This is a genomic window from Bacillus salitolerans (genome assembly GCF_042680805.1).
In the GTDB taxonomy this organism is placed as follows: Bacteria; Bacillota; Bacilli; order Bacillales; family SA4; genus Bacillus_CJ; species Bacillus_CJ salitolerans.
Genome location: NZ_JBHUEM010000014.1, coordinates 1 through 19,219, shown reverse-complemented (window position 1 = coordinate 19,219; position 19,219 = coordinate 1). Strand labels below are relative to the sequence as shown.

Genomic DNA, 19,219 nt, shown 5'->3' with positions numbered 1-19,219 from the left:
CAATGCAGAGGAGGATAGATTTCACATTTAATTTAAAATTGTTTCTCTTACCGATAATAAATATATTTATAGCCGTAATAAAACTTAATATTTTCTCCAAACATATATTAGAAATTTGTGGTCAATATTACCAGTATAAATATTCTGATTACCAAAAATACTCTAAGCATATCCATGCGAATTTTTAGGAATGGGTATGCTTTTAAGTTTTAATCCAATATTTATGTAAAATTCAATTAACTATATACTAGTTAAGTTTTCTAGTTTACTTTTCTAGTTAATCAGGAGGTGTTTAACAAAATATTTATGTAACTATTTACCCTTTACCCAATCAATCATCGAAAATAGTTACATTCTAAACTAGTTAACTTTTGAGTTCATTTCATACTTAAGTAAACTAAAAATTTACAAGGGTTTGGTTAACTATGAAGGAAAAAGTAATTGGATATGCAAGAAAATCTATCTATGTAAGAGGATATGAGAGTGAACGTGAAGGTGTACAGTACCAGTTAACCCGGATACAAGAATATGCAGAGGAAAACGAATTTGAGTTAATAGAATTTTTTAGTGACATTGGATATAGTGGTGTTTTAAAAAGTAGACCGGAGTTAAACCGAATGCTCTCTCTCATAAAAAATAATGAAGAGAAAGTTAAGGCTCTTATTTTATACAGTCAAGATAGATTAGTTCGTGATTTAAGTACAAGTATTGAGCTCATGTTAGAGATTATGGATTATGTAGATGAGATTATTTTTGCTGTTGAAAACGAGCGTAAAACTGGTATTAAATTTATTGAGTCGTTTTTGGTAAAAGCAGCACAATACGCAGAGGAAAGAAGACTTTTAAAAGCCAGATTACAATGGGGACGAAATGTTAAGGTTACGGAGAGTAACTTGTATCGCTCCACTTATAAACCACTTGGTTATCTGCAAAAGAAAAAACATGATCTTGTTTTGGCTACTTCAACTAATTCAACTGATTTGAAGTTGAATAATGACTTTACCATCATTCAATACATCTTTCTATCTTACTTATCAAGAATGAACCTTAGACAAATAGCAAGTAAACTGAATGAATATTTCGGTTTAACAAAGAGAGGAAAGCATTGGGATCACACTGCTGTAAGAGAAATCTTAAAAAATCCGGTATATGCAGGAATGCTATCAGGTATTTTTGATGAGGAGGGTCTTATTGGTCCAGTAAAGTCCATTGAACCTCTTATTAGCTTGCCTCTTTATCACTATATTCAATTAAAGTTAGAAGCAGAAAAACCAGGTAATAAACCTAAGAGGAGTAATATGTTTCCGGAAATTTCTTTATGCCTAAAATGTTTTAAGCCTTTAGATTATATGAATAACCAATTTCAATGTGTTGAATGTCAGGCAAGCATTAGCATCGATACCTATATTGAACTTATTAGACAAGAATTCACCCATTTATTAAATGGGCAACAATTAAAGCGTAACTATCGGCAACTTCTAAATGAAAAACAAAAACAAATGAGTATTCAACTTTATAGGTTACAAGAGAAGTTACAAACACTTAAAGATCGAGAAGAAGAAGTGTTAGTAGAATTCCGGGATTCTAAGGAGAAGCAAGATAGACTATTAGAATTAAATCTTATACAACAGAAGGAAGTACAAAAGGACTTAAAACTCGGTGTAGCATTTTATCAGTCATTATTCGGTCCCTATGCGTCTATGAGTATTAAGGATTTATCCCCTACTGAACCAGTCATTGTAATGCCCTATTGTGTGTTGGTTGATTTCCAGGAGGCCACACTTTATGTGAAGTACCATGAGTCAATATTTGAAGAGGTGAAGAACAATGACCCTTTCTCATTACAAATACTTACTAAGGAGAATCATGTATGGGAGAACATCAAATAGACTAAATCCGGTTGACAGCATTCCTGCCCAGAAACGAATGGTTGAAAGATATGCTAAACGACATGGGATAGAAATCACAGACTATGTAGTAGACGAGATGAAAACCGGGACGAATCAAAATAGACCAGGATTTCAAAAATTATTGCAACTAGTAGAAGAAAATCTAGTAGATGTCATTATTGTTGCCTATTTTGATCGATTAGGAAGAAACAGTATTCAAATGTCTATGTTTTTGATGAAATTGAAGCAAAAAGGGATTGAATGCATTAGTGTCGGACAGGATAAGAAATTATCCCAAATGAGTGAACGAGATATTGTTCAAGAATCCATCTATGCCGATGAGGAGAACAGAAATAGAACCAGTCGTTTAAAAGCATCGCAGAAAAGCTCTCTAAAGAAAGGAGAATATACTCATAGTAGAGTTCCTTTAGGTTATGACAAGAATGAGGAACGAAAACTAATACCAAATCAAGACGCTGAGTTTATTCGGTTGGTTTTCGATTTGTTTTTGAAATTTAAAAATGTATCAGATGTCGTTAAACATCTTAAGGATAACGATCAGTGGAACAACCAAAGTATTTCAAATAGTAATATTTGGAATATATTATCGAATAAAGTATACCTGGGTAACTTATACATGAATGAAAAAAATGAATCAGGTGAAATGGTTCAAACACTCTATTCACCGAATTCACATGAGGCTATCGTTGAAGAAGAGACATTTGAGAGAGTACAAACCCTGTTAGGAACTATGAAGAGACAAAAGGCTAAGAATTACTTTCATCTGTTCTCTGGTATTCTGGTGTGCATGAATTGTGGTGATCAGTTGAGTGGAAGTGTCGATAAGTATGTGTGTAGAAACAAAGATTGTAAAACCAACATACTAAAAAAACAAATTGAGCCTAGTTTACTAAACTATCTCTTAACCATTGGTGAAGATGAAACGAAGATAAAGGAAAAGTATAAAAGAAAAATTAGTGCAATTCAGAAGCAACAGAAAAAACAAGAGGAGGACTTTGCGATTTCAAAGATTTCCTTGGACCGTTTAAATGAGCGGCTTTTTCTACTGGATGAACAAATGCATATGGCCTATGAGATATATATGAAAGAGGCATTTAAGCTTGGAAACTATAAAGAATTGATTAAGAATAATCAATTAACAGAACTAAAGGAAGCGATGGAAAATCGCGGATTGAAAATCGGTGTAAACAAACTTGATAAAAAAACATTTGATTTTACAATGATTGAATAGTTTAGTTAAAAGGTGTGATGGTTGCTACATCACACCTTTTTGTTACTGCAGTTAACTATCTTGTTGTTCTTTTAACCATTCAACATATTCATTATGTAATGATTCATCGAGTGCAGTTTTATGTGCAAAATATATTTGTTCATCACAAGGCAGATTCAAGAATTTTACCTTCCATTTTTCAATTGGAATTTCCTCCATATACCACCACCTCCTGTATATGGTTATTTTGAACAATATTTTTAAAAAAATGCATAAAAAAATGGGGAGTTTGGTATAACGAAGACTTAATTACGCTGAATTTCTGGGAAGCAGGAGCGGCATCAATCGTGTCTTCAGCAATCGTGTATTTAGCAATAAATGAAGTCATCGATTTATATCGTCTCAAAAAAGATCCTCGTCCAGGGGCACAAAAAAGATCTGATGCAATTCTCTCCGCAAAGGTGAACACCATAATGGGTCTTGGCTTAGGTGCAGTTAGTTATGTAACTACTGAGACTTTAACAGCTTGCTTATCTAATTTATCACTTGTTGGTGCATCAGATATGTTAATAGAAATGTGTGCAATCAATGGAACCATCTTTGTCATGACTATTGTATTTGCTACTATTCAATTCATTAAGAATCGAAAAAATGGCGGGACAATGGATGAAGCAAAAAGAAAATATAAAGATACGATTGTAACAGCAACAGCTGAACTCGTTGCCTTCAGTGTCATTGGTATAGGTTTAGACATCGGACTCGATACACTAGGCGGTCTTGTCGCAGATGCATTCATTCCAGATCCAACAGGGATTTTAATTGCACTAAGAGCTACCTACAGTTTCATTAAAATAGGTATGAAAATATATGAATCTAAACAAAATCAAGAAGCTTATAAATTATGTTTGGATCTTCGACAAAAACATGCACATGATTTAGCACTGAAGCAGTTTTAACAACCATAACTGAAATTTCTATAATTTAAAATATGTCCAAATAGCAAATTGATCTGTATTTTGGTGAATGTAGTCTAAATATTATTAGGAGAAGAGAGAAAACAGATGGAATGGAGAAATAATCCAGAATCGAATGGAGGTTTAAAGGATGAAAAGAACACAAACTAAAATGAGATTACAAGTTATCCCAATATTACTTTGTTCTCTAATTGGTGGAACAAGCAGCGCTTATGCAAGTACAATAAACCATGAATTTATTGCATCTAGTGAGCAAACCATAGTTTATGACGACTATCAAACAGGACAATATTGGTCGGAAGATATGCTTTGGGCCATCGATAAAGGTATTATTAGCGGGTATATCAATGCGAAACACCCGACTACTAGTAAACAAGGAAACTGGCTTAATCCATATGGTTCTTTAACTGAAGCACAGTTACTTACGATGTTATTCCGTTATGCCAAGAAAGAAGAATTGGAAACGACTAAAGCTACAAACCCTAACTTTTGGGCTTCAGTTCCTTACCAAATTGCCAAGAGGTATAGTCTACCAAGCATTGGGTCATTAGAAAACACAGCTCCAGCTTCAGCAGAAACGACAAGAGGTACAATGGCTAGAATACTAGCAACCTTATATTTTGAAAGACCTGTCACGATACATCAATCTGTACAGTTTATGTATGACGCAGGCTTGTCCAATGGATATGCCGATTCTAAAGGCAATTATCCAAAAACCTTTCATTCATACAGTCCTGAAAAGGTGTTGAACCGAGCCCAAATTGTGACGTTCATCAAGAAGTATCATGATTTCTTAGCTACTGGCAAGAATTTGACACCTAAAAAAGAGGTTGTGAATGGGATTACCGTTGATTATGGTAGGCATACTTATGGAAGTTTAAATCAACAGGAATATGATGCGGTAATGGGGATAGTAAATGAAGCAATTAAAAATATTTATGAAGTTGAACTTCATTCCGATTACCCTGAGTATTTTGCAGAATACTTTAATAGTGAAAGATATACTGGTAACATAAGAGACGCAATTGAACCGAGAGATCGAGGTTTAGCATCGGCAGGTGCGAGATTAGGTGCTTTATCTGACGCTGGTGTTCTAAGTGATGAAATGGAAAGAGCTTATAGAACAGCTTTAATTGCACAGGATGTGAAGGTTAATACTGGCGCACGTGATCCAAAGGATGGTTCTCCTGATTCAGCATACGATGCATTATTTCGAGAATTAATGGATTGTGATACTGATGCGAATATTTATTCTGCAGTATTTGATGCAATGGGTTATAATACAGCGATTCTTGCCGGAAATAATCACGCTGATTTTTTTGTGGAAGTTGAAGGGAATTGGTTCCGCTTGAGTGGTACAGTTTTTGAAAAAGCTAATTTCAAAGCTAGTATGTCAAATGGTTATGTATACATTAAACCAACAAACGGTGATACCATTAATAAAGATGGAACAATCACTAGAAACAATGATTAAGAACTTTAAACTGGAATGGGGAGGTTGAACGGATGAAAGGAACGCTAAATAAAAAGAGTTTACTAGTTATCCCCATATTAGTATGTTTTCTAATTAGTGGAACAAGCAGTATCTATGCAAATACGATGAAGCATGAATTTACTTCATCTAGCGAGCAAACCATAGTTTACGACGATTACCAAACAGGACAATATTGGTCGGAGGATATGCTTTGGGCCATCGATAAAGGGATTATAAGTGGCTATATTAACGCAAAGCACCCAACTACTGGTCAACTAGGAAACTGGTTAAATCCTTATGGTTCTTTAACCGAAGCACAGTTACTTACGATGTTATTCCGTTATGCGAAGAAAGAGGAATTGGAAACGACGGAAGCTACAAACCCCAACTTTTGGGCTTCTGTTCCTTACCAAATTGCGAAGAGGTATAGTCTACCAACCATTGGATCTTTGGAAAACACAGCTCCAGCTTCAGCAGAAACGACCAGAGGGACAATGGCTAGAATACTAGCAACCTTATATTTTGAAAGACCTGTCACGATACATCAAGCTGTACAATTTATGTATGACGCAGGCTTATCGAATGGATATGCCGATAGTACGGGTAACTATCCAAAAACCTTTCATTCATACAGTCCCGAAAAAGTGTTAAATCGTGCTCAGATTGTTACGTTTATTAAGAAGTATCATGATTTCTTAGCTACTGGCAAGAATTTGACTCCTAAAAAGGAAGTTGTGATTGGGATTGCCGTTGATTATGGTAGGCATACTTATGGAAGTTTAAATCAACAGGAATTTGATGCGGTAATCAGTATCGTAAATGAAGCAATTAAAAATATTTATGAAGTTGAACTTCATTCCGATTATCATGAGTATTTTGCAGAATATTTTAATGGTGAAAGATATGCTGGTAACATAAGAGACGCAATTGAACCACAAGATCGAGGTTTAGCATCAGCAGGTGCGAGATTAGGTGCTTTATCTGATGCTGGTGTTCTAAGTGATGAAATGGAAAGAGCTTATAGAACAGCTTTAATTGCTCATAGTGTACTTGCTAATACAGGAGCACAAGATCCTGGAGATGGTTTACCAGATTCAGCCTACGATGCATTGTTTAGGAAGCAAGCTGATTGTGATACCGATGCTAACATCTATTCTGCAGTATTTGATGCGATGGGGTACAACACAGCTATAATTGCAGGTAATAATCATGCTACTGTTTTTGTTGAAGTTAGTGGTTCTTGGTTCCGATTATCTGGTTCAACGTTTGAAAAAGCAAATTTCAAAGCAAGCATGGCGAATGGTTATGTGAAGATTAGTCCAACAAATGGTGATAGCATTAACAAGGATGGAACTGTTACCAGGGATAATAATTAAATAAATGAAATGAAGGTGCTCTTAGGGGCATCTTCTTTTATTGTTCTTTAGATTTTCAAAAAAATCCTTGCTTTTAAAAATATATACTATATAATATAATATATAACGAACAAACAAACAAACAAACAAACAAACAAACAAACAAATTAAATTAGAGGTGGTTAAAGATGGGATGTAAAACGATTAATACAGCTATGAAGGACAGAATTTATAGCGGTAATGGTATGAAGACAACAGTAGCTCTACAAGAGTTCTGTGATACTAACGCGACATACGTAATTAAAATGAGTAGAGAACAAATTTTAGAGTTTGCACAACAATTAATTACACATGTTAATGTGATGGATTCAAGTCGATTACGGCTCACTATTTTTAAAAATAGACCAAATTCCATATCGATTACAGAATATTGAGAAATGAATTAGTGGTAAATTTGTCCGAATTATTTCAATTTTTAAGAATTTACTTGTGTTAAATCAGAAGATACAATCTTTCCAACGAGGTTGTAAGGTGTTTCTATGCTTTACAATTGCAATTTACAAGTATGCATTAGTATGGAGGAAGTTTTAATGGATAAAAATAAATTTAGATCTAATGCCGAAGAAATTAGATACTATACTAAAAAGCTATTATCTGATTATCAAGAACATAGCATTCAAGAAATTAAGAAGTATGTACAAGAACAAACCGGTAAAGAATTTACAGACGGAACCTACTCAGGTGCACTCAGAGATCTATTAGCAAAGGAAACAGGTTATAGTAATATCAGCCGTGGTATTTACATTAGAGAAAAAGATTCTATTTACATCGATAACGAATATGTCGAGATAGAACCTACATTGAATGAAAAAGTAATAATTATATTACAAAGAACCATAGATAATCTTTATACTGAAGCTAATAGTATCAATATTCTAAATGTAAAACCCAAAGATTTAGAAGTAGCTGAAAAAATTAATTTGTTGATTTCAGAAATTCAAAAAAAAATAGACCAATTCAATTAACTCTGGATAATGTTCTTAATAGCCCCTGTATTTCTGTATTTACAGGAACAAACAGTTAGAATTTCATATTATCTCTTTATGAGGAATAAATTGATAAAAACTACAAAAGCCTAATGTTAAAAAATCATATCGGTTTGCCTATGTTTCTCAGTACAAAAAGGAATTTCTATACAGAAATCGTTTGCGGTATAACATGTAAACCTGTATTTACATAAATACAGGTTTACAGGAATCCTTTCCTCTTCACTTACAGCAAGCAATTCAATTGACTTACTAGCAATACGTTAAATGTTCTTAGTCTATAATACCCATTACCTGTATTTACAGAAATACAGGTAATGTTATACGTAAGGCCTTATTAAGAAGATAGTGATTAACCAAAGCGATAATAACTATATAATAATTAGGTATTTATCCATAAATTTTTGGTTATGTCTTTTGTCTTTCACATATACATTCCTTGCTTTATTAGGGGCATTTTTAATTAAGAGTAGTCTTTCAACCTCTGCCTTTGTAAAATAAGATTTATTATGGATTTCGGTTAAAATTCTCACTACCCCCTCTGAAAATTGGGTTTTGGTTTCATAAAAATATTATGAGATATAGAAATTTAAAGCTACCTAGTAATTAGGTAGCTTTATTTGTTTTAATACAGGACATTATTCGTTGTTTTTGGATTTTAGAATTCAAGAAAACTATCAATTCCATTTTCATTTAATGTCGTAATTATTTGTTTTGGATCAGAAGTGCATTCTTCAAATCTTAACCATTTGCTACTAGGTAAGGGGAGTTTATTGAATTCTTTATAGTATTTACCAAATTCCTTTTTTACACCTAACGGAGTAATATCGGCAATGATGTTAAATTTTAAAGTTATGTTTTCTCTCAATTTCTCATCAATTTCATAATCTAATTCAATAATTTCAAACTTATTTTGAGATTGATTAATAAACTCCATACATTCTTGATGTTTAGATGCTGTTTTGTCTCGAATGATTGTGTCTGGATTGTAACCTGCTCTTATAAGGTCCTCAATAGCGATTTTCTGTTTAATACCAATAAATTCGTAAGTATCATTTAATCGTTTCATCGTTTCATTCCTCCAGTTATTTTATTTAACAAAACCATCTTGTTAAATAAATATTATCACAGAGTATAAACAAGAGTCAACAAGTTTTAAACAAAATAAAAAATTTTTAATTTTATTTTGTTTTTGTTATAATTAAGATAAAATTATCTTGTGTTTATTATGTTTGTGATCGGAGGTTTGTAGAATGAGTTCTAATTATGAAATGGTTTTGGGAATTGCTAATCCTAAAGACAATATTGATTTGGATTTTTCAAGTGATAAAAATTCAAAAGACTTAGATGATGCAGTCGTATATTTTAATAATAATATGGCTGGGAAAAAGGAATTAGAGATTTTAAAAAAGGGATATAATCGATTAACAGTCAAACTTCGTCTTTTTGTAGATAAGGAAAAAGTTACAGGGAGAGATTTATTGAACTTTAGCCAGTACTTATATAACGAGAAGGATTGGAAGTTTTCATCTGATAATAATAAACTGTTTCGTCTAATAGGAGAGCCGTTAAGGATTGGATCTGGAGCAATAGACTTTACAACAAATAACTTGGATAGTGATAAATTAAAAAACTTTACCGATGAAAAAGCAATCAAGGCATTTGAAACCTTAATTTTGATGGAGAAAATGGCACCAGACGTTGAAACCAAAGAAAGAAAAAGACTAGCCATTTTAAAAATCAAGGAAATTTTAATTTCTTCTTTATAGAAATGGAATAGAATAAAAAAACGGTTGAAAATCCAACCGTTTTTTTGTCGTAGTGAATCGGAAGTTTATTCTTTTAAGAAAGAATGTCATGGTAACATTCTTAGAGGATTAACACCTCAGTCCATACGCTTGATTGTGAAGAACAGTTGTGAAAAAGTGGGATTAGATCCGGATAATTACGGGGCACATAGCTTGAGAAGTGGATTGTGTAGTTCGGCTGCGAAGCTGGAAAGGCTGAACATCAAATAATGAAACAAATGAGACATAAACGATCAGATTCCCTTCAGCGATATATAAAGAAGGTAGATCTGTTTGATGATAACGCCGCAAGGGGAATTGGGTTATAGTATAAGAATGGGCTTTTCCAGAGATTAAAACTGAGTAGTTGAAATATTAACTTCAAAGAGTTTACATTTCCTGTAATACTGCGAATACAGAAATACAGGTATACAGAAATGCAGGTAGATTTATTGTCTTGCATGACCTTAAAGTTTAGCCCTGACCTTAATGTAAACAACATTACTTTATAAAAAAAGCCACCTCCAGGTGACTTTTTTTGCTTGGCTTTTAACAGTATTATATTTATCTTTCTTTTATTTGCTGTTTTGTGTGGTGACTATTCGTTCTAAGGCAGCAGTTGTACATCAACTTCTACAGTTAAATCAATTGGAAGAATACCTTTTGGTCCTGGTAGTTCATCATCAGCTTTTACTATATTTGATTTACCTACACCAATTAACCCTATCATTATTATTAAAATTAGTATTTTCTTCATTCTTTTCATGTAAAAACACTCCTAATGTATTTTGAATTCTTGTAGAGAAATTATTCTTTCTAATGTTTGATAAGCACTCTTATACATTTTTTTCTTCTTAAAGTATTTTGCTAGGTAATGTAAAAATTCAATTAAAGAAACCAAATCATTTCGTGAATCAAAATAAGGAATAACTGTCTTTGTTAAATAATTATAATATTGATCTGTTTCGTCTTTATTATTGATAATATATTCTAAAAAACATAGCTTAATATAATAGGATTCATCATGAGGTTTTTTATTATAAATATCAATTCCTCTTGTAAGCCAATTGAGAGCATTATTCTTATTACTATTTAACCAATATTCCTTAGTAAGGAGATAAATTGTATTTATTACTTCGTATCCCTCGCTAAGTTTAATATCCACACTTTTTAAAAAATAGTCTATTGCTTTACTAGACTGAGTTTCACTGGAGAAAGTTAAACCTATATTATGATAAATTGAGGCGAATAATTTCTTATTATCATCTTCTAAATTTGTCTCTAAGATACTTTCGTATATTTTCCGAGACATTCCATATTCCCCTAATTTTCTATAATTGATTGCAAGTAATAAATTGCAGTCTATACATGACTTATAATCCATTTTTTTTACATATAGTTCTTCAGCTTTTTTAATATAATCTATGGACATAAAAGGTTGATTTATTTTGTGATAAATCAACGATAATTGATAATATACATCTTCAAGTGTGTTCTTTTTACAAATTAGATTTTCAGCTTTTTTATAATTCTTTAGAGCCTCACTAAGACAGCCGTATAAGTAATTATATAAACCACAGAATTTAAAGTAGTAAGTTCTAATTGGAGTACTTAAATATTCTTTTAAGTTTAAAACAATAAAATAATATTCTTTTGCTTTCTCTTTATAACCTTGTAAAATTGCAGTCCGTAGCCCAAAGAGGTTTATTATAAGCAGGACTTCAGGATCTGTATCGTTAAGATATTTATTAACAATTAGATTGTACTTGTTTATTGACTTTACTGCATCACCTGTATTTATCAATCCCCCTAATTCATCTAAATCTAAATAAAGATTCATGAGTAAACTGTCTCGACTCTTTAGCTGGTCATTAGGAATATTTAAACGTTTGCATAATAATTCAATAATTTCTGTACTAGGAATAGTAGTATCTTTTTCGATTTTACTTAAATATGAGACAGAACATATCCCATTTGCTAGTTGTTTTTGAGATAAGTTAAGGTTCTTTCTTAAAAACTTTATCTTACTACCGTATTTCATTAAAATCACCATTTTAAGAGGAATAGTTGGACTATAAATTAATCCTTATAACTAGCAATCAAGAACTTATAACTTCCTTCATTTTGGTCCTCATCTACCTGATCTAGATATTCCCTAATCATCTGATTACATTTCTTCCAATCATCATAACTAATTTTCTTTTCAAGAATACTAAATTCTGAAGTTGATTCTTGCTTTATATTTTTTTCTGATTGCTCTAAGTCAATTTTAAGTTGAAGAAGAGATCTATTAACCTCCAACATTACTGCTTTAACAAGTGTTTCATAATGAGACTTTATGAAATCACCTTCTAGTGAAATAAGATTATCCTGTACTAGACGAGTACTTGTATAGTATTTTTCAGAGAAGTTTTTTATCTTTTCTTCTTTAGTTACTCTTATTAATCCTAACTCTAATAATTTTCCAATATGGTAATAAAGCTTAACTGGCTGTTCATTTATTTCATGCGCAATTTCTTTTATAGATAATGATCTATCGCTTAAAATACCAAGAATTTTTATTACCTTTTTATCAAAAATAATCTTTGCAAAATCAGCTGTATCGTAACCCACTTTAATTCCTCCATAACTAAAAGGATTTATATTAAATATTAACTTATTGACAAAAAAAAATCAAATGCTTAAAATCTTTACTAACATTAAAAAAAATTTTAATGATAGGAGGAGTTTTAAATGTTTAAATTATTTAAAAACAGAGATTTTCTTTGTCTATTCAGTGGAAGATTTATTACTAACCTAGGTGATAGTATTTATAGTGTAGCTGCAATGTGGTTAGTATATGAACTAACCAAGAGCTCTTTTTATACAGGAATTGCAGGAGCATTAATTTTACTACCGTCCATTTTCGAATTTTTAGTAGGGCCTTTAGTGGATCGGTGGAAATTAAAATCAATCTTAGTTAATACCCAAATATCCCAAGCATTGTTAATATCAATCATACCAATTGGATATTTTTTAGATTTTTTAAATGTATGGTTAGTAATAGTAGTCATGTTTCTAGTAACTTGCATCGAACAATTTGTTTATCCGGCACAAAATGCAGCATTACCAAAAATTTTGGATAAAGAGGAACTTGTAGCCGGAAATTCTTTAATGACATTTGCTTATCAAGGTACTGATCTTGTATTTATTGGTCTTTCAGGATTAATTATTAGTTTAATTGGGGTTATAAATGTATACATAATCGATGTTTTTACATTTTTAGCAGCCACTATTATATTCAGACTTATTAAGTTTCAAACTAATACTCAAGATGAAAGAGATAATACTGAACTAGGAACAGAGAAAATTATAAAGAATAGCTTTAAGTCTTATCTTTCTGAATTAAACGAAGGAAAAAACTATGTAATAAATTCAATTATTCCCAAAATTCTTATTCCGATTACTGTGGTCAATTTTATTTTCGGAATGATAACTGCAATAATGCCGGAGCATTCTTTTAATGTTGGTGGAGAATTGTATTATGGATATTTTTTAGCAATAATGTCTGTTGCCATGCTTCTTGGTACGTTACTAGCAAACCTTTTTTCTGAGAAACCACTAGGAATTATGACAATTTCATCTTTCTTTTTAGCCTCAGTTTTTTGGTTTGGTTCATTTTTAATAAAAACTCCTGTATTGTCATTAATGTTATTCGGTTTAGCTTTTATTCCTATAAGTTTAATAAACGTACTAATAGTCTCAACATTACAGGGAATTATCCCAGAAAATTTACTTGGAAGAGTTTTTGCATGGTATTCTAGTATTGCCGCTCTATTCGTACCATTAGGTTCATTTGTTGGAGGGGTTGCTTCAAGCATGACTGAGGTAGCAAACATATATGGTCTTGGTGGTTTAGGATTATTAATTATCTCTTTATACTGGATGTTTTATCCTCTTTTAAGAAGAATACCTTCACCGACAAAAATAAATCCAAAGGAGTATGGCTTCCATACTGGAAAAGACTTACAAGCTTAGGTGATTTAGTTAATCATAGAAATAAAGAAAGAGTAGAGAGCAAATTAGCTATCTACTCTTTTTTTATACTTAATCAACTCCAATATTAGTGAATTTGATCTAAATTATTGAGATTATATTTAAATTACGTATTGGGAAATTTTATTTTAAAAATAGGACTAAACGTATTATTTTGTTTAAATTTTCCTCTGTAACAGAAAATCTAATAAAAAACTTACATTTTAATTATAGGGTAGGATGAAAGGACTGGGTACAAGTTATCAGAAAAGTTTGATTTGATAGATAGATTAGTAATATACTAATTATTGTAAAAAGTGCATTTTTTAACGTTAATAGTTTCCTCGGAGGTGAATAGGATGAAAATCTCTTTAAAAGCAAAGAAAGCTGCTCAAAACCTTAAAATTAGTATTTGTATCACTAAATGCTAATAGTATTTCCTGTCCCTGGATTGTTTACAATTCAGGGTATTTCTTTTAAAACTTTGAGGTGATAAGAGTGAAGCTGAAATCAAGTCTAAATTTTAGAGCACATCCGGAAAAATCTACTGTATCTTTTCACGATGGAGAAGAAAAGGAACTATATGTTGATGATTTAGATGGATTTTGGGACTTATTAAAAATTTTAAGTATAAAAGAGTATTCAGAGAACAGTCATGAAATTAGAAATTGGAAAAATAAATATGGATATGGAAATAAAGAACTTAGAAAAATAATACAATTTCTAAATTACAATGGATTGCTTTATAAACCAAATGATAAATTTTCGGATGATTTGCACACAAGAAACTTTAATTATTTTAGCGCATTTGATAAATCAGAAAGTGCACATAATATTTTAGACAAAATCTCCTCTTCAACAATTATGATAGTTGGGATCGGTACCATAGGTGCAACTCTTGCAGTAGCTCTTGCTAATTTAGGAGTTAAAAAAATAATACTGATAGATCCTGATATTGTGGAGTTGAAAAATATACCTGCACAATTAATATTTACTAAAAATGATGTAGGACAAAAAAAGGTAGATGTTATTAAAAACAGAATCATAACTACCTTCCCGGAACATCAGGTTGAAACTTTAGAGATTGAAATTAAAACAGTTGAAGATTTAAGCATTATACATAACATTCATAAAATAGATTTTTTATTCAACTGCTTTGACACCGCAACTGAAACTCTACACAAAGACATCGTTGCATTTACAAGCAAATTAAATATTAACTATATTCTTATGGGCTACCATTACGATTCAATTATTGCTTATCAATTAGGATTAAAAAATGGAAATAAATTAATAGAGGAAAGTTTTAAAGAATTTAATGAAGAATTAGTTATAAGTGTAAATAGAGGTACGGTTTTTCAATGTATCGCAGGTACATTAATGGGAATAAAGCTTTTCATATCTACTCTTCTTAACAATGAAAATGTTGATAAGGCAAATTATCTTCAGTTTGACCTTAACTCTTTTACAATTGATAAAGAAGAACCTCTTAATGATAAATCTAATAATGATCATTTTATCACTTCACTTAAGGAATTATATCCAATAGAAAATACTGAATTAACAAAAGAAATAAGAAATCTAAAACAGATAATTGAACAATGCAATGTTGCAGAAGAGGATCATACTTTAGCTGAAGCAGAAATAGTATCTCTATTTAATTTCTTCGAAATTTTGCTTGAATTAGACTCGCTTAAAGATCTCAACCTTGAAGAAACTTACTCTTCTTTCATGAGCTTTTTAAATGAAATAGATGAAACTTCTGACAACAATGAAGAAAATTTGTATAAAGTTTATCATGAAACCATTGATCAAATAGAGAATGCAGAGGAAGTAAATTTATATACTTTAACTAGTAAACTAAGAACGTATGATAACTATCAGATCCGAGTTAATAGTCAAAAACGAATCTTTGATGCCATCAGTAGAAAAAGTGGAACTCTATTAAATTTATTAAAATCAGCTAAAACTAGCCAGATTAATATTTATAATGAGGTAAATCTAAAAGAGGTTTTAGGATTAAATAAGAGTGATATATCTATATTTGAAAAAACACTACTAGAAAACTATGCCGATCTATTTCTTAATTTCTATAAATTATTCTATCCTCAAGAAAAAGATGGTTCATTTGACTTTTTGGCACACATAGACGAAGAAGATATTATTTTTGGTGATATTAATGATGCAATGGAAATTTTACAACATTCATTTGATGGAAGTTATGACAAACACCATCTAGAATCTTATTTAAATGAAATTCACTCTAAGAATTATATAAAAGTAGTAGACCCTGCAATACAAAAGAATGTAAATAAAACTGTATTTTTTCCTCTAAAGAAACAAAATCGTATAGTTCTAACCTATGACAACACCTATAATTCCTTATTTACATATATTCATGAATTTGGGCACTCTTACTATAACCAGTACTATGGATCTGATTACTTTAATAAAAGTAATCGAACTATTAATGAAGTATTAGCACTATTTTTTGAGATTAAAACCATTTTTGGAATACTCGACAACCAAAGTATTAGGTCAACTTATAGTAAAGAGTTAATGATTGGGGAGTATATCGAACGAATAAGTAAACTCTTACTTTCTAATTTTGCTATAAATTATTTAGAAAGTAAGGTAATCGAGCAAATTCTTAATAATAACGAATTTAAATTAACTCTTCAAGATTTTTTAAATATGCAGGAACAAGTAGATAATGTGCTTTTTGAAGATATACCTTTAAAAAATGCAAAGAATAATTATTTAAACATTTTACTGTATCCTTACTTTATTTTTAATTTTAAAGATTACATTGTAGATCCCATTGCCCTTTTAATTGCTTCATATCTATACAAAAAGTATCAATCAAATCCTATGTTGATGGAATATAAACTGAAAAGCTTTCTAGTAAATTCTACGGAAATTGACATGACTAGTTTTTGTAGGGAGATATTAAATAGGGAACTTTCTGAAGAGTTCATTAATGAGATGCTTGATAACTTCAGATTATTAATAAATAAATTAAATGATATTAAATTAACTAGTACAGAATTAGTCCTAAATAAGTGATCCATATAAACTAAAGACTATAATATACAACCTCAGTCAGACTGAGGTTGTATATTATATCCATGGTTAAAACTAACTTATATTCTTTTATTGTTTTTTCTTTTTGATTTGTCGGTGATTTACGGTAAATAACAACTACTCTCTTACTGCCCATTCTATTCTTCGGAATTCTTGCATTTAAAATCTGTTTTTTTGTAGCCAGCCCTAGCCTTCGGGAATTTTATTGAATATTACCAATAAATTGATTGTAGTATAATGCCTTGCATATAAAGCAAATCAAACATCAATCTACTTTTTGAGCTTCTTCAATCAAAATACCTATAAAAAAATATTATAAAATCCAGGGTTTGAAAAATTCATGTTTTTTAGGCGATAGTTATTTTAAACCTCTTGTTCATTTTTTGTTCATGACATCAGGCACATCTCAATGTATTTGTATAATTTAGTTTCCATTGGTGGGACTAAATGAAAGAATATGTTGTTTTAAGCTTAGCTATTTTCCTCATAGTTCAACTTCGCTAAAGATAGTTAAACCAACGAAAGGTAACGAAATTTTTCGTAGGTACTGATTTATGAATGTTAAAAGTAATTATAAATCTTTCAAAAACTGTGATACATCCTCTTGTTTTCCTTTAAAAGAGTTGAAAACATATTGTACTCTTGGAAGTTCTATAAAATAAATATTACTTTTATTTAATTCTTTTAAATAAATGGATTGTGTATAAATGCTAGTTTAATAATGTACAAAATTGATTGAATAAGAATGTACAGTTTTGATTTCATCTTTCATACTGTTCTTGAGATGAATAGTATGCATGTGAAGTTAGATGTATCAACAGAAATCAAGATCTCAAGTCTTTCAGACTTGCCAAAACTAAAAATTCTTATGGAGAATCTAAAAATGAAAATAAATAAGAGTAAACTAGCACGGGAATTAGGTGTAGATCGAAGAACAATTGATAAGTACTTAAGTGGTTACATTCCTCAAAAAACACGAGATCGTCGTTCCCTAATTGATGACTATTACGGAGTAATTACATTATTACTGTCAGAAGAGTCTAAGCAAGTTTTTTACTATAAGCGAATTTTATGGCAGTACCTAAAAGATAATCATGGATTGAATTGTTCGCAGTCTTCTTTTAGAGCTTACATTTCACGTAAACCAGAGTTCCAAGCATACTTTACTGATGGTAAACGAACAAAATCAGTTCAGTCTGTACTTCGTTTTGAAACACATCCTGGTGAACAAGCTCAATTTGATTGGAAGGAAAGTATCAGGTATGTCACAAAGGATGGGGAAATTCTAAGTGTAAATGTAGGTGTCTTCTTATTATCATATTCGAGATTTCGGACCTTTCATTTAACTGTTTCAAAATCACAGGCGGTAATGATTTCTTTTTTAATGGAAAGTTTTGAAGCGGTGGGCGGTGTTCCAAAAACAATATTGACTGATAATATGAAAACAATTATGGACGAGCCTCGTACTGAGTATTCTAAAGGAATTGTCAACGAGAGGTTTAGTCAATTTGCGAAAGATTTAGGATTTGAAATTAGACCTTGTATAGCTGGTAGACCGTATACAAAAGGAAAAGTTGAGACACCCATGAAATTACTTGATGAGATCCATGCATATCAAGGGAAATTTGACTATGAAGAACTAAGTGAGTTTGTCCAATCGCTTTGTGAACGTATTAATCATAGTTTTCATCAAGGTACTGGAAAAATTCCCATTCTTGCATTCGGACAAGAAAAAAGTCTCTTATTGCCCCTACCACGGAAACAAATAAGAGACTCTTATAAGATTAATCACACACTTGTAAAGGATAATCCATCTAACATGATTACATATAAATCAAATCAGTATTCAGTTCCAGCTGAATACAAAGGGAAAACCGTCGGTTTACAAGTATACGACCAACAAATCTATATTTATTATAACACACACTGTTAATCGCTAAACACCGGATAAGTTCACTAAAGCTTAATTATAAGGAAGAGCATTACTCGGAAGCGCTATCTAGAGGCCTTCCTCATTATCCAGATATCGATGAACTAGCTAAAAATAATCTGAGAGCGATTCATGAGGTGTATAAAAATGAATAATACATACCAACAGTTAGTACAGAACCTTGAGTATCTAAAATTAAAACAAATGGTCCACCATCTAAGCGAGACTATTGATGTCAGTATGAGTAATCAACTATCTTTCGTTGATACTCTAATAAAACTAACCAATTATGAAATTGATATGAGAGAAAAAAACATGATTAACTCTATGGTGTGACCGTCAAGTAGAATGACACAATTTCTGCTCATTAATTTGAAACACTTTGCTGCTCAAATATCGTTGATCTATGTTTCATTCTCCAACTATCTTCATTTA

At 31.1% G+C, this 19,219-nt stretch carries 15 protein-coding genes and 2 pseudogenes; 12 read left to right on the top strand and 5 right to left on the bottom strand.

The genetic code is table 11. The features are described from left to right. Positions 1–425: 425 nt before the first annotated feature. Together ACFSCX_RS10265 and ACFSCX_RS10260 are read left to right on the top strand one after the other, a co-directional pair. Positions 426–1,889 (top strand): recombinase family protein, encoded by a 1,464-nt coding sequence (locus ACFSCX_RS10265; protein WP_377928136.1) that lies wholly within the window; start codon positions 426–428, stop codon positions 1,887–1,889. After that, positions 1,867–3,141 carry a recombinase family protein gene (locus ACFSCX_RS10260; protein WP_377928135.1) on the top strand — a complete coding sequence of 425 codons (1,275 nt, stop codon included), beginning with the start codon at positions 1,867–1,869 and terminating at the stop codon, positions 3,139–3,141. The genes ACFSCX_RS10265 and ACFSCX_RS10260 overlap by 23 nt, the downstream gene beginning before the upstream one ends. A gap of 51 nt (positions 3,142–3,192) precedes the next feature. On the opposite strand, the gene ACFSCX_RS10255 is transcribed toward ACFSCX_RS10260, so the two are convergent. Next, complete coding sequence (locus ACFSCX_RS10255; RefSeq protein WP_377928134.1) at positions 3,193–3,339, bottom strand: hypothetical protein; 147 nt, start codon at positions 3,337–3,339, stop codon at positions 3,193–3,195. 128 nt (positions 3,340–3,467) lie between these two features. Here ACFSCX_RS10255 and ACFSCX_RS10250 point away from each other — a divergent pair, with 128 nt between their 5' ends. From ACFSCX_RS10250 to ACFSCX_RS10230, 5 genes are all read left to right on the top strand, one after another. Next, the gene (locus ACFSCX_RS10250; protein ID WP_377928133.1) at positions 3,468–4,076 is read left to right on the top strand and encodes a hypothetical protein; all 609 of its coding nucleotides are present in this window, start codon (positions 3,468–3,470) and stop codon (positions 4,074–4,076) included. 148 nt (positions 4,077–4,224) lie between these two features. Next, the gene (locus ACFSCX_RS10245) at positions 4,225–5,568 is read left to right on the top strand and encodes a hypothetical protein (RefSeq protein ID WP_377928132.1); all 1,344 of its coding nucleotides are present in this window, start codon (positions 4,225–4,227) and stop codon (positions 5,566–5,568) included. A gap of 32 nt (positions 5,569–5,600) precedes the next feature. Continuing rightward, the gene (locus tag ACFSCX_RS10240) at positions 5,601–6,944 is read left to right on the top strand and encodes a hypothetical protein (protein WP_377928130.1); all 1,344 of its coding nucleotides are present in this window, start codon (positions 5,601–5,603) and stop codon (positions 6,942–6,944) included. Between the two features lie 167 nt (positions 6,945–7,111). Further along, positions 7,112–7,357 (top strand): hypothetical protein, encoded by a 246-nt coding sequence (locus tag ACFSCX_RS10235; RefSeq protein ID WP_377928129.1) that lies wholly within the window; start codon positions 7,112–7,114, stop codon positions 7,355–7,357. A gap of 156 nt (positions 7,358–7,513) precedes the next feature. Next, positions 7,514–7,948: a hypothetical protein gene (locus tag ACFSCX_RS10230; protein ID WP_377928128.1), complete on the top strand. Its 435-nt coding sequence runs from the start codon at positions 7,514–7,516 to the stop codon at positions 7,946–7,948. Between the two features lie 679 nt (positions 7,949–8,627). Here ACFSCX_RS10230 and ACFSCX_RS10225 read toward each other — a convergent pair. Continuing rightward, positions 8,628–9,038 (bottom strand): hypothetical protein, encoded by a 411-nt coding sequence (locus ACFSCX_RS10225; RefSeq protein WP_377928127.1) that lies wholly within the window; start codon positions 9,036–9,038, stop codon positions 8,628–8,630. 184 nt (positions 9,039–9,222) lie between these two features. Here ACFSCX_RS10225 and ACFSCX_RS10220 point away from each other — a divergent pair, with 184 nt between their 5' ends. Next, on the top strand, positions 9,223–9,738 hold the full coding sequence (locus ACFSCX_RS10220; protein ID WP_377928126.1) for a hypothetical protein: 516 nt from the start codon (positions 9,223–9,225) through the stop codon (positions 9,736–9,738). A 625-nt stretch (positions 9,739–10,363) separates the two neighbouring features. On the opposite strand, the gene ACFSCX_RS10215 is transcribed toward ACFSCX_RS10220, so the two are convergent. Genes ACFSCX_RS10215 through ACFSCX_RS10205 form a run of 3 tightly spaced genes read right to left on the bottom strand, consistent with a single transcriptional unit; the run spans position 10,364 to position 12,369 of the window. After that, positions 10,364–10,522, bottom strand: a complete 159-nt coding sequence (locus tag ACFSCX_RS10215; protein ID WP_377928125.1) for a hypothetical protein — start codon at positions 10,520–10,522, stop codon at positions 10,364–10,366. Positions 10,523–10,534: 12 nt separating this feature from the next. After that, a complete protein-coding gene (locus ACFSCX_RS10210) occupies positions 10,535–11,797 on the bottom strand; it encodes a helix-turn-helix domain-containing protein (protein ID WP_377928124.1) in 1,263 nt (420 codons plus the stop codon). Positions 11,798–11,835: 38 nt separating this feature from the next. Continuing rightward, entirely contained in the window at positions 11,836–12,369 is a 534-nt protein-coding gene (locus tag ACFSCX_RS10205; RefSeq protein WP_377928123.1) for a winged helix-turn-helix domain-containing protein, read from the bottom strand. Positions 12,370–12,489: 120 nt separating this feature from the next. On the opposite strand from ACFSCX_RS10205, the gene ACFSCX_RS10200 reads away from it, so the two are divergent. From ACFSCX_RS10200 to ACFSCX_RS10185, 4 genes and pseudogenes are all read left to right on the top strand, one after another. Further along, a complete protein-coding gene (locus ACFSCX_RS10200) occupies positions 12,490–13,773 on the top strand; it encodes an MFS transporter (RefSeq protein WP_377928122.1) in 1,284 nt (427 codons plus the stop codon). A 495-nt stretch (positions 13,774–14,268) separates the two neighbouring features. Continuing rightward, entirely contained in the window at positions 14,269–16,836 is a 2,568-nt protein-coding gene (locus ACFSCX_RS10195) for a ThiF family adenylyltransferase (RefSeq protein ID WP_377928121.1), read from the top strand. An 811-nt stretch (positions 16,837–17,647) separates the two neighbouring features. Then, positions 17,648–18,939 (top strand): annotated as a pseudogene (gene istA, locus ACFSCX_RS10190) (IS21 family transposase). Beyond that, positions 18,932–19,117, top strand: a pseudogene (locus tag ACFSCX_RS10185) (IS21-like element ISCbo2 family helper ATPase IstB); the annotation flags it as partial. The pseudogenes istA and ACFSCX_RS10185, both read left to right, overlap by 8 nt. Positions 19,118–19,219: the final 102 nt, after the last annotated feature.